Consider the following 12,417-nt stretch of genomic DNA (forward strand, 5'->3'; position numbering starts at 1 on the left):
TATGAGTACTACTGATAGCATTGTATCCAGCCAGACAAAACAATCGTCCTGGCGCAAATCGGACACCACCTGGACACTGGGTTTATTTGGTACAGCCATCGGCGCCGGGGTGTTGTTCTTCCCTATCCGCGCAGGTTTTGGCGGCTTGATCCCCATTCTGTTGATGCTGGTGTTAGCATACCCCATCGCTTTCTATTGCCACCGTGCCCTGGCACGCCTGTGTCTTTCCGGTTCTAATCCTTCCGGCAACATCACAGAAACGGTTGAAGAGCACTTTGGTAAAACGGGCGGTGTGGTTATCACGTTCCTCTACTTCTTTGCGATTTGTCCGCTGCTGTGGATTTACGGCGTCACCATTACCAACACCTTTATGACCTTCTGGGAAAACCAGTTGCAGATGCCTGCGCTGAACCGTGGCTTTGTCGCCCTGTTCCTGCTGCTGCTGATGGCATTCGTCATCTGGTTTGGTAAGGACCTGATGGTTAAAGTCATGAGCTACCTGGTGTGGCCGTTTATTGCCAGCCTGGTGCTTATCTCTCTGTCCCTGATTCCTTACTGGAACTCTGCGGTTATCCAGCAGGTTGATCTCAGCAATATCGCGCTGACAGGTCATGACGGTATTCTGGTCACTGTGTGGCTGGGTATTTCCATCATGGTGTTCTCTTTCAACTTCTCGCCGATTGTTTCTTCCTTCGTCGTCTCTAAACGTGAAGAGTATGAGAAAGATTTTGGCCGCGAATTTACCGAGCAGAAGTGTTCTAAAATCATCTCCCGCGCCAGTATGCTGATGGTTGCGGTGGTAATGTTCTTCGCCTTTAGCTGCCTGTTCACACTCTCTCCGGCAAACATGGCGGATGCGAAAGCGCAGAACATTCCAGTACTGTCTTATCTGGCGAACCACTTCGCTTCACTGTCCGGGACGAAGTCCACCTTCGCGACCGTTCTGGAATACGGTGCTTCAATCATCGCGCTGGTTGCTATCTTCAAATCTTTCTTCGGCCACTATCTGGGCACGCTGGAAGGTCTGAACGGTCTGGTGCTGAAGTTTGGTTACAAAGGCGATAAAACCAAAGTTTCCGCCGGTAAACTCAACACTATCAGCATGATCTTCATCATGGGCTCCACCTGGGTTGTGGCTTACGCCAACCCGAACATTCTGGACCTGATTGAAGCGATGGGTGCGCCAATTATCGCCTCACTGCTCTGCTTGCTGCCGATGTATGCCATCCGTAAAGCGCCGTCACTGGCGAAATACCGTGGTCGTCTGGATAACGTGTTTGTTACCGTGATTGGTTTGCTGACCATCCTGAACATCGTTTACAAACTGTTTTAATCCATAAGCTCAGGATGAGCGGAGTAGTGAAATGAATGAGTTTCCGGTAGTACTGGTTATTAACTGCGGTTCATCTTCCATTAAATTCTCAGTGCTGGATGCAGCAAACTGTGACGTTTTAATGGCGGGAATTGCAGACGGTATTAACTCTGAAAATGCGTTCATAGCCATTAATGGAGGTGAGCCAGCTAAGCTGGCTCACCACAGCTACGAAGATGCATTAAAGGCTATTGCCGTTGAACTGGAGAACCGTAATTTAATGGACAGCGTGGCCTTAATTGGCCACCGTATTGCCCACGGCGGAAATATCTTTACCGAATCAGCAATTATTACTGACGAAGTTATCGAGAATATTCGCCGGGTCTCTCCTTTAGCACCGTTACATAATTATGCGAACCTGAGTGGGATCGAGTCCGCGCAGCACCTTTTCCCAGGCGTGCAGCAGGTCGCGGTATTTGATACCAGCTTCCACCAGACAATGGCGCCTGAAGCGTATATGTACGGTTTACCGTGGAAATATTTTGAGGAGCTGGGTGTTCGTCGTTATGGCTTCCATGGCACGTCGCACCGCTATGTTTCTCAACGTGCGCATGAGCTGCTTGAGCTACCGCATGATGATTCTGGCCTGATTGTGGCTCACCTCGGGAACGGGGCGTCTATCTGTGCGGTTCGTAATGGACAGAGCGTGGATACCTCGATGGGGATGACGCCGCTGGAAGGCCTGATGATGGGGACTCGCAGCGGTGATGTGGACTTCGGTGCGATGGCGTGGATCGCCAGTGAAACCAACCAGACGCTGAGCGACCTTGAGCGCGTAGTGAATAAGGAATCTGGCCTGTTGGGTATTTCCGGTTTGTCGTCCGACTTACGTACACTGGAAAAAGCCTGGCACGAAGGACACGAACGCGCACAACTGGCGATTAAAACGTTTGTGCATCGTATTGCGCGTCATATCGCCGGACATGCTGCATCGTTGCATCGTCTTGATGGGATTATTTTCACCGGTGGAATTGGTGAGAATTCAGTATTAATTCGCCGCCTGGTGATTGAACACCTCGCGGTTTTAGGGGTGAATATCGACAGCGATATGAATAGTCTGCCAAATTCCCATGGCGAAAGAATTATCTCTAATAAAGATGCTCGTGTTATTTGTGCGGTAATTCCCACAAATGAAGAGAAAATGATTGCACGTGATGCCATTGCGTTGGGCAAAATTAATACACCAGTAGAATTTGCATAATTAATTTTCAGCAGAGAGATTATTTTTCATGAAGGTAAATATCGATACCAGCGATATGCTGTATGCCGAAGCCTGGAACGGCTTTAAAGGTACGGACTGGAAAGAAGAAATTAATGTCCGTGATTTTATTCAGCACAACTATACGCCTTATGAAGGGGATGAATCTTTCCTCGCCGAAGCTACGCCTGCGACCACTGCGCTGTGGGAAAAAGTCATGGCGGGCATCCGTATTGAAAACTCAACGCACGCGCCGGTTGATTTCGATACCAATATTGCAACGACAATTACCGCACACGATGCGGGGTATATTGAACAAGAACTGGAAAAGATTGTCGGTCTGCAAACGGATAAGCCGCTCAAGCGCGCTCTGCATCCGTTTGGCGGCATCAACATGATCAAAAGCTCTTTTGATGCTTATGGTCGTGAGATGGACGCTGATTTTGAATATCAGTTTACAGAACTGCGTAAAACCCATAATCAGGGTGTGTTCGATGCCTACTCTCCGGATATGTTGCGCTGCCGTAAATCCGGCGTACTGACTGGTCTGCCGGATGGCTATGGCCGTGGCCGCATTATCGGTGACTACCGCCGCGTGGCGCTGTACGGTATTCGCTACCTGGTGCGTGAACGTGAACTGCAATTTGCCGATCTTCAGTCGAACCTGGAGTGGGGGCAGAATCTTGAAGCCACGATTCGCCTGCGTGAAGAGTTGTCTGAGCACCGTCGTGCCCTGCTGCAAATGCAGGAAATGGCGGCGAAATACGGCTGCGATATCTCCCGTCCGGCGCGTAATGCGCAGGAAGCGGTACAGTGGGTGTACTTTGCTTACCTGGCTGCGGTGAAATCTCAGAATGGCGGCGCTATGTCGCTGGGCCGTACCGCATCGTTCCTCGATATCTACATTGAGCGCGACTTTAAAGCAGGTACCTTAACCGAGCAGCAGGCGCAGGAACTGATCGACCACTTCATCATGAAGATCCGTATGGTGCGCTTCCTGCGTACGCCGGAATTCGACACCCTGTTCTCTGGTGACCCTATTTGGGCGACCGAAGTTATCGGTGGGATGGGGCTGGATGGCCGCACGCTGGTGACGAAAAACTCGTTCCGCTACCTGCATACGCTGCACACCATGGGACCGGCACCTGAGCCGAACCTGACGGTGCTGTGGTCTGAGCAACTACCGATTGCTTTCAAAAAATATGCCGCCCAGGTGTCTATCATCACCTCGTCTTTACAGTATGAAAACGACGACCTGATGCGTGCAGACTTTGACAGCGATGACTATGCCATTGCCTGTTGCGTCAGCCCGATGGTTATCGGCAAACAAATGCAGTTCTTCGGCGCACGTGCCAACCTCGCCAAAACGTTGCTGTACGCAATCAACGGCGGTGTGGATGAGAAACTGAAAATCCAGGTCGGACCGAAAACCGCGCCACTGATGGATGATGTGCTGGATTACGACACGGTGATGGAGAGCCTGGACCACTTTATGGACTGGCTGGCCGTACAGTACATCAGTGCACTGAACATCATCCACTACATGCACGACAAGTACAGCTACGAAGCGTCGCTGATGGCGCTGCACGATCGTGACGTGTATCGCACGATGGCGTGTGGTATGGCGGGCCTCTCCGTAGCGGCGGATTCTCTGTCAGCGATTAAGTACGCACGAGTGAAACCAATTCGTGATGAAAATGGTCTGGCTGTCGATTTCGAAATTGAAGGCGACTATCCGCAATACGGTAACAACGATGAGCGCGTAGACAGCATTGCCTGTGACCTGGTCGAACGCTTTATGAAGAAAATTAAAGTGTTGCCTACCTATCGTAACGCGGTGCCGACACAGTCCATTCTGACCATCACCTCCAACGTGGTGTATGGACAGAAAACCGGTAACACGCCGGATGGACGTCGCGCGGGCACGCCGTTTGCACCAGGGGCGAACCCGATGCACGGCCGCGATCGTAAAGGTGCGGTGGCGTCGTTAACCTCGGTCGCTAAACTGCCGTTCACTTATGCCAAAGACGGTATCTCGTACACCTTCTCCATTGTGCCGGCAGCGCTGGGCAAAGAGGACAGCGTACGTAAAACCAACCTGGTTGGTCTGCTGGACGGATACTTCCATCATGAAGCGCATGTGGAAGGTGGGCAGCATCTGAACGTTAACGTCATGAATCGTGAAATGTTGATGGATGCGATTGAGCACCCGGAAAACTATCCGAACCTGACGATCCGTGTGTCTGGTTATGCGGTGCGCTTCAATGCGTTGACCCGTGAACAGCAGCAGGATGTCATTTCCCGTACTTTCACCCAGGCGCTTTAACGCCGGAGGGGCTATGAGAAAAGTTATTGCAACTGAATGTGCGCCAGGAGCCATTGGTCCTTACGTACAGGGTGTGGATCTGGGCAGCATGGTGTTCACGTCGGGTCAAATCCCGGTGTGCCCACAGACCGGTGACGTGGCTGACAACGTGGTCGATCAGGCGCGTCAGAGTCTGGAAAACGTGAAAGCGATTGTCGAGTCCGCCGGTTTGAAAGTGAGCGACATCGTGAAAACCACCGTTTTCGTTGCTGACCTGAATGACTTCGCCACCATTAACCAGGTGTACCAGCAGTTCTTTGATGAGCACAAGGCTATCTACCCCACGCGCAGTTGCGTGCAGGTCGCCCGCTTACCGAAGGATGTGAAGCTGGAGATCGAAGCCATCGCCGTACGTGGCGACACGGTGTAATCCCCTGCGGGGCGGTCGTGAGGATCGCCCCGATCCTTTAATGAGTGTGAAACCTGGTCTTCACTGAACGGCAATCCGAGGGTGTGGATATGATTAGCGCATTCGATATTTTTAAGATTGGCATTGGACCTTCCAGCTCCCATACCGTGGGGCCAATGAACGCAGGTAAAAGCTTTATAGATCTGTTGGTCAGCAGCGGGGAACTCCCCAAAGCTACGCATATTGTGGTCGATCTTTATGGATCGCTTTCCCTGACCGGAAAAGGTCATGCGACAGATGTCGCCATCATGATGGGACTGGCAGGTAACAGTCCGCAAAACGTTAACATAGATTCAATCGCTGGTTTTACACAGGAAGTAGCCCGTACCGGGCGTTTACCGGTTGCCGAGGGCACACATGTTGTCGATTTCTCCCCAGATGAAAATATTCTCTTTCATACCGAAACGCTGCCGCGCCATGAAAATGGTATGCGTATCACCGCGTGGAACGGCACCGAAACGCTATTAAGCAAAACCTATTACTCTGTCGGCGGTGGTTTTATCGTTGAAGAGGCGCAATTTGGCCAGGCACATGACGTTGAAGCACACGTGCCCTACAACTTTCATTCCGCCGGCGAACTGCTGAAATTGTGCGAGCGAAACGGACTTTCCGTTTCCGGTCTGATGATGCAAAACGAGCTGGCGATGCGCAGCAAAGAAGAGATTGATGCTGGCTTTGCCGCGATCTGGGATGTCATGCACGCCGGTATTGAACGCGGCATGAACACCGAAGGCGTTCTGCCTGGTCCACTCAATGTTCCGCGTCGCGCCGTGGCACTGCGCCGGTTACTGGTCTCCAGCGATAACTTGTCCAGCGATCCGATGAACGTCATTGACTGGATCAACATGTTCGCGCTGGCCGTGAGCGAAGAAAACGCCGCCGGGTGTCGGGTTGTAACCGCACCGACCAATGGCGCATGCGGGATTATCCCTGCCGTGCTGGCTTATTACGACAAATTCCGCCGTCCGGTGAATGCCAATTCCATCGCCCGCTATTTACTGGCTGCCGGGGCGATAGGCGCGCTGTATAAGATGAACGCCTCGATTTCTGGTGCCGAAGTCGGCTGTCAGGGCGAAATTGGTGTGGCCTGCTCAATGGCGGCGGCTGGGCTGACGGAATTGCTTGGTGGTAGCCCTGCGCAGGTCTGCATTGCGGCTGAGATCGCGATGGAGCATAACCTTGGCCTTACCTGTGACCCGGTGGCCGGACAGGTGCAGATTCCGTGTATTGAACGTAATGCGATCAACGCAGTGAAAGCCGTCAACGCCGCGCGCATGGCGTTACGCCGGACGTCCGAGCCACGCGTGTCACTCGATAAAGTGATCGAGACCATGTACGAGACGGGCAAAGACATGAACGACAAATACCGTGAAACCTCACGTGGAGGCCTGGCAATTAAAGTGGTTTGTACCTGAGGTTAATGGCCGTGATTACGGTTTGCATGCTTTTGTAGGCCGGATAAGGCGCAAGCGGCGCTATCCGGCAGTGAATCAATCAACCTCCACTGACCAGGATGATGAATCTGAGGCATTGTTCCGTTCACCTTATGTTCATTACTTCTCTTATGTATCGGTTCCTGTGAACGTGTAAAGGGTGCTATCGCCGCACCCTTTACAATCCCGGCTCCCGGCACGGAAAATTGCCACTTCGTGGAATATTCGCCCCATCCCTGGGGCTCACCCCTTCGGGGCCAGCGCAAGCGCTGTTCAAAATTGCTCCCGGCAATTTTCAGCCGGACCAGCCACGCCTGACCATCTGTATTTTTATTTGAATATATCTGAACAGCAAAACAGATTTAACAGGAAGTCAGAGAGTTGAAGCGATGACTCATGTCCGGCTGAAAATCGATGAGTCGTTGACGGCTGACCGGGTCTGCCCGCAGGGAAGCGGGCAGAGGGGACGGCCTGCAGGGATGCAGGCTCGGCCCCGACCCGACAGGCAGACGGCATAAGACGAATGAATCGCGCAGCGACGATTTTCCCGCCGGGAGCCTGGGTTGCAAGGGAGGCGGCGGTGAGCCTCCCTTGCACGTTCATGGGTATCTGAGCTTCAGAGAAATGACACCGCTGAAGTGAACGGAATCCTGAGCCGGAATCACATGTTCTCGATAATGCTTAACTGACAAGCATTAGTACTTTAGTACGCCTTTTTTGTTGTGATCTGCTTCAAAAATAGAAATTAATAACACCTTAAATAAATTAAAGAGAAAATATTTCTTAACTATCAGCAATTACAGGGGCTTGTTTGTGAAGTTTTTCTCTAACCCTGCGCGTATGATTTCTTCATTCTAATAGCTTGCCTGCATCTCATGTACTGCGTATCGCCTTGAAGCAGTGCGATAAAATAAAAAAAACCTCTACCTACACATTAAGCGGGAAATTATGGAAACGGCAACGAATAGTAGCGTAATACTCGACGCATCAGCGCCTGCGCGTCGGGCGGGAATGACCGAAAGTGAATGGCGGGAAGCCATTAAGTTCGACAGCACGGACACGGGCTGGGTCATTATGAGTATTGGTATGGCAATTGGTGCGGGGATTGTTTTCCTTCCCGTCCAGGTAGGGCTGATGGGGCTGTGGGTTTTCTTGCTCTCCTCGATTATCGGCTATCCTGCGATGTATTTATTCCAACGCCTGTTTATCAACACGCTGGCGGAATCCCCGGAATGCAAAGACTACCCGAGCGTAATCAGCGGCTATTTGGGTAAAAACTGGGGCATCCTGTTAGGTGCATTATATTTTGTGATGCTGGTTATCTGGATGTTCGTTTACTCCACGGCTATCACTAACGATAGCGCCTCTTATCTGCACACGTTTGGCGTCACTGAAGGGTTGCTGTCTGACAGCCCGTTCTACGGCCTGGTGCTAATTTGCATCCTCGTTGCCATCTCGTCACGCGGAGAAAAACTGCTGTTTAAGATCTCCACGGGCATGGTGTTGACCAAGCTGTTGGTGGTTGCCGCACTTGGTGTTTCGATGGTGGGGATGTGGCATTTGTATAACGCGGGCTCACTGCCGCCGATGGCGCTGCTGATCAAAAACGCAATTATCACGCTGCCGTTTACTCTGACTTCAATTCTGTTTATTCAGACGCTAAGCCCGATGGTTATTTCGTACCGCTCTCGTGAGAAGTCGATTGAGGTGGCACGCCATAAAGCTCTGCGTGCTATGAACATCGCGTTCGGTATTCTGTTTGTTACCGTCTTTTTCTACGCCGTTTCCTTCACGCTGGCGATGGGCCACGACGAAGCGGTTAAAGCCTATGAGCAGAATATTTCCGCTCTGGCGATTGCCGCACAGTTTATCAGTGGTGATGGTGCAGGTTGGGTAAAAATCGTCAGCGTTATCCTGAACATTTTCGCCGTGATGACCGCCTTCTTCGGTGTTTACCTGGGCTTTCGTGAAGCAACTCAGGGGATCGTGATGAATGTGCTGCGCCGCAAAATGCCAGCCGAGAAGATCAACGAAACTCTGGTTCAACGCGGCATTATGGTCTTCGCTATCTTACTGGCCTGGAGTGCGATTGTGCTCAATGCGCCAGTACTGAGCTTCACCTCTATTTGTAGCCCAATTTTCGGCATGGTGGGTTGCTTGATCCCGGCCTGGCTGGTCTACAAAGTTCCTGCATTGCACAAATACAAAGGCGCCTCTCTGTACCTGATTATCGTCACTGGCCTGTTGTTGTGCGTTTCTCCGTTCCTGGCATTTTCCTGAGTTATCTGAGCAAGGGTTGTTGTTATGTTTGAGACTACATTGAATCCATTATGGGATAGTTTTATTCGCGCGGTGCAGGAAGAAGTGAAACCTGCGCTGGGTTGTACTGAACCTATCTCTCTGGCTCTGGCGGCAGCCGTCGCTTCTGCTGAGCTGGACGGCGCGGTGGAACGCATTGATGCGTGGGTCTCACCAAACCTGATGAAGAACGGCATGGGCGTTACCGTGCCGGGGACCGGGATGGTTGGTCTTCCCGTTGCGGCTGCGCTGGGCGCTTTGGGGGGAAATGCCGGGGCTGGGTTAGAAGTATTGAAAGACGCGTCGCCACAAGCGATTGCCGATGCGAAAGCGATGCTGACCGCCGGGAAGGTGGCGGTGATGCTGCAGGAGCCTTGCGAGGATATCCTCTTTTCCCGCGCTAAGGTATACAGCTCGGAAGGTTGGGCGTGCGTGACGATTGTCGGCGGCCATACCAACATTGTGCATATCGAGACCAACAAAGGCGTGGTGTTTACTCAGCCTGAGCAGGTTCAGGCTGATGAGCAGGAATCCCCGCTGGCAGTGTTATCCCACACGTCGCTGGAAGAGATTGTGGCATTTGTGAATGCTGTGCCGTTTGACGCTATTCGCTTTATTCTTGATGCGGCAAAACTGAACGGTGCGCTGTCTCAGGAAGGACTAAGCGGTAGCTGGGGCTTGCATATCGGCACCACGCTTGAGAAACAGTGCGCACGTGGTCTGTTGGCTAACGATCTCTCAACCGCCATTCTTATTCGTACCAGCGCGGCATCGGATGCGCGAATGGGCGGGGCGACGTTGCCCGCAATGAGCAATTCCGGTTCCGGCAATCAGGGTATTACTGCCACCGTTCCGGTGATGGTGGTGGCTGAGCACTTTGGGGCCGATGAAGAGAAACTGGCACGTGCGCTGATGTTATCTCACCTGAGTGCTATCTACATCCATCATCAGCTTCCGCGTTTGTCTGCGCTGTGTGCGGCAACGACCGCAGCAATGGGCGCCGCGGCAGGTATGGCATGGGTGGTGGATGGTCGTTACGACACTATCGCTATGGCTATTAGCAGCATGATTGGCGATGTGAGTGGGATGATTTGTGATGGCGCCTCGAACAGCTGTGCAATGAAAGTCTCTACCAGTGCGTCAGCAGCCTGGAAAGCGGTACTCATGGCGCTGGATGATACCGCAGTGACGGGGAATGAAGGCATTGTGGCGCATAACGTGGAGCAATCTATCTCTAACTTGTGTGCGCTGGCGTGTCGTTCAATGCAGGAAACCGACAAGCAGATCATTGAGATTATGGCCAGCAAGGCACATTAATCTGGCGACTGACTGCCTGATGGCGCGCAGATTTCCGGCCTGCGGGGGCGCATCGTTACAAAACCGTAGGCCGGATAAGACGCATTAGCGTCGCCATCCGGCAGGCCGCTGTCTGACCTACGATTACCTGTCAGAGAGCGGCTTCTTCTTCTTCCAGACGCAGCTCGGCATCTGCAACGATTGCTTCCAGTTCCGTTAGCATCTCCTCGTAGCCAAAGACGACGCTTTCCTGTTTTTTGGCCTCAACCCGCGGCTGGCGTTTTTTTGATGACTTCTTGCTCAATAGTCGTACTCCCTTGATTCCAATGACTATACGGGCAAATCTATCAGCAAAGCGCGCAATGGGGTATCGGCAACTAACGTTATGTTAGTTTCATCACGAATAAATGCGCCATCACCGCAGGTAAGCGCTTCTTTTTCGGCACCTGAAGTGACCGCGTGGAACGTGCCATGGATCGACTGCAAATATGCGCGAGGTCCATGCAATTGAAAACTCAGTGATTCACCTTTTTGCAGCTCAACATGATGTACCCAGACCTGCTGGCGAAGATGCAGGCTGCCCTGTTCACCGTCAGGTGAAGCAAGCAGTTGATGTTTGCCGGCATTCAGCGTCGCTTTTTGCACGCAGGTATTTTCACGCTGCGGGCAGGCATCCAGCCATAGCTGCATTCTGGTCAGGGGCTTATCTTTGCTGATATTGTGCTCGCTGTAGCTGATCCCAGGTTGCGTAGCGAGCAGTAACACCTCTCCGGCTTTGGCCTGAATATGGTTACCTTCGCTGTCGCGATACTCTGCTTCCCCTTCGAGGATCAGATTGACGATATCAACCTTTGGATAGGTACGAGGCTGGAAAGAGGCCCCCGGTGCCAGAACTTCCTGGTTCAGAACACGCAGCGAGGCATAACCCAGCAGTTTAGGATCAAAATAGTGTCCAAAGGAGAAGGTATAACGGGCCTGCAGCCAGCCGTAGTCTGCTTGCCCGCATTGTTTGGCTGTACGGGTAGTAATCATAGTTCTTGACCTCTCTTTACTTCCTTTTATGTTAAATGGCTAGACGCTGCATTGTTAGCCAGATATTCTGCCCGGTATGTTCAAATTTCCTGAATGAGAACGAAATGGCCAAAGAACGGGCTTTAACGCTTGAAGCGTTACGCGTCATGGACGCAATAGACAGGCGCGGCAGCTTCGCCGCCGCGGCAGATGAACTGGGACGCGTACCTTCCGCCCTCAGCTACACCATGCAGAAACTGGAAGAAGAGCTGGATGTTGTGCTGTTTGACCGCTCAGGTCACCGCACAAAATTTACCAACGTCGGGCGTATGCTGCTTGAACGTGGCCGCGTGTTGCTGGAGGCTGCGGATAAGCTGACGACCGATGCTGAAGCGCTGGCCCGTGGTTGGGAAACGCATCTGACGATTGTCACCGAAGCGTTGGTGCCAACGGCGGCATTCTTCCCGCTTATCGACCGCCTTGCCGGAAAGGCGAACACGCAGCTTTCCGTCATCACTGAAGTGTTGGCCGGGGCGTGGGAGCGTCTGGAGCAGGGCAGAGCGGACATCGTGATCGCGCCGGATATGCATTTCCGCTCATCATCAGAAATTAACTCGCGCAAACTGTACTCGCTGATGAACGTCTATGTGGCGGCACCGGATCACCCGATCCACCAGGAGCCGGAACCGTTGTCTGAAGTCACCCGTGTGAAATACCGGGGAATAGCGGTGGCGGATACAGCCCGTGAGCGTCCGGTGTTGACCGTTCAGCTTCTGGATAAACAACCGCGTCTGACGGTCAGTACTATTGAAGATAAGCGTCAAGCGCTGTTAGCCGGGCTGGGTGTAGCGACCATGCCGTATCCGTTGGTCGAAGAGGATATTGCCGCAGGCCGGCTGCGTGTGGTTAGCCCGGAATCGACAAATGAAATAGATATCATTATGGCCTGGCGTCGGGACAGTATGGGCGAAGCGAAGTCCTGGTGTTTGCGGGAAATCCCGAAACTGTTTGCGGGTAAATAGCCTGACTGTTACG

The 12,417-nt window shown here is 52.5% G+C and carries 10 protein-coding genes; 8 read left to right on the forward strand and 2 right to left on the reverse strand.

What is annotated here, in order from left to right; genetic code table 11:
* Window position 1 precedes the first annotated feature (1 nt).
* The 7 genes from tdcC (at window position 2) to QMN38_RS17910 (ending at window position 10,392) form a co-directional block, all read left to right on the forward strand.
* Window positions 2-1,333 carry a threonine/serine transporter TdcC gene (gene tdcC, locus QMN38_RS17880; RefSeq protein ID WP_271442072.1) on the forward strand — a complete coding sequence of 444 codons (1,332 nt, stop codon included), beginning with the start codon at window positions 2-4 and terminating at the stop codon, window positions 1,331-1,333.
* A 31-nt stretch (window positions 1,334-1,364) separates the two neighbouring features.
* Entirely contained in the window at window positions 1,365-2,573 is a 1,209-nt protein-coding gene (tdcD, locus tag QMN38_RS17885) for a propionate kinase (RefSeq protein ID WP_323605497.1), read from the forward strand.
* Between the two features lie 28 nt (window positions 2,574-2,601).
* Window positions 2,602-4,896, forward strand: a complete 2,295-nt coding sequence (gene pflB, locus QMN38_RS17890; RefSeq protein WP_271449047.1) for a formate C-acetyltransferase — start codon at window positions 2,602-2,604, stop codon at window positions 4,894-4,896.
* Window positions 4,897-4,909: 13 nt separating this feature from the next.
* A complete protein-coding gene (locus QMN38_RS17895; protein WP_137382490.1) occupies window positions 4,910-5,305 on the forward strand; it encodes an enamine/imine deaminase in 396 nt (131 codons plus the stop codon).
* Between the two features lie 89 nt (window positions 5,306-5,394).
* Entirely contained in the window at window positions 5,395-6,759 is a 1,365-nt protein-coding gene (gene tdcG / locus QMN38_RS17900) for an L-serine ammonia-lyase (protein WP_271449048.1), read from the forward strand.
* 966 nt (window positions 6,760-7,725) lie between these two features.
* Window positions 7,726-9,057 carry an SLC5/6 family protein gene (locus tag QMN38_RS17905; protein ID WP_040230536.1) on the forward strand — a complete coding sequence of 444 codons (1,332 nt, stop codon included), beginning with the start codon at window positions 7,726-7,728 and terminating at the stop codon, window positions 9,055-9,057.
* Window positions 9,058-9,081: 24 nt separating this feature from the next.
* A complete protein-coding gene (locus QMN38_RS17910) occupies window positions 9,082-10,392 on the forward strand; it encodes an L-cysteine desulfidase family protein (protein WP_323605503.1) in 1,311 nt (436 codons plus the stop codon).
* Window positions 10,393-10,522: 130 nt separating this feature from the next.
* On the opposite strand, the gene QMN38_RS17915 is transcribed toward QMN38_RS17910, so the two are convergent.
* Together QMN38_RS17915 and QMN38_RS17920 are read right to left on the reverse strand one after the other, a co-directional pair.
* Window positions 10,523-10,675, reverse strand: coding sequence for a hypothetical protein (locus QMN38_RS17915; RefSeq protein WP_271442077.1), 153 nt, complete (start codon window positions 10,673-10,675; stop codon window positions 10,523-10,525).
* A gap of 26 nt (window positions 10,676-10,701) precedes the next feature.
* The gene (locus QMN38_RS17920; protein WP_101742427.1) at window positions 10,702-11,403 is read right to left on the reverse strand and encodes a pirin family protein; all 702 of its coding nucleotides are present in this window, start codon (window positions 11,401-11,403) and stop codon (window positions 10,702-10,704) included.
* A gap of 104 nt (window positions 11,404-11,507) precedes the next feature.
* On the opposite strand from QMN38_RS17920, the gene yhaJ reads away from it, so the two are divergent.
* The gene (gene yhaJ / locus QMN38_RS17925) at window positions 11,508-12,404 is read left to right on the forward strand and encodes a DNA-binding transcriptional regulator YhaJ (protein WP_271442079.1); all 897 of its coding nucleotides are present in this window, start codon (window positions 11,508-11,510) and stop codon (window positions 12,402-12,404) included.
* The last annotated feature ends 13 nt before the right edge of the window (window positions 12,405-12,417 follow it).

This window comes from Citrobacter sp. R-1.5.2 (genome assembly GCF_035064245.1).
In the GTDB taxonomy this organism is placed as follows: Bacteria; Pseudomonadota; Gammaproteobacteria; order Enterobacterales; family Enterobacteriaceae; genus Citrobacter.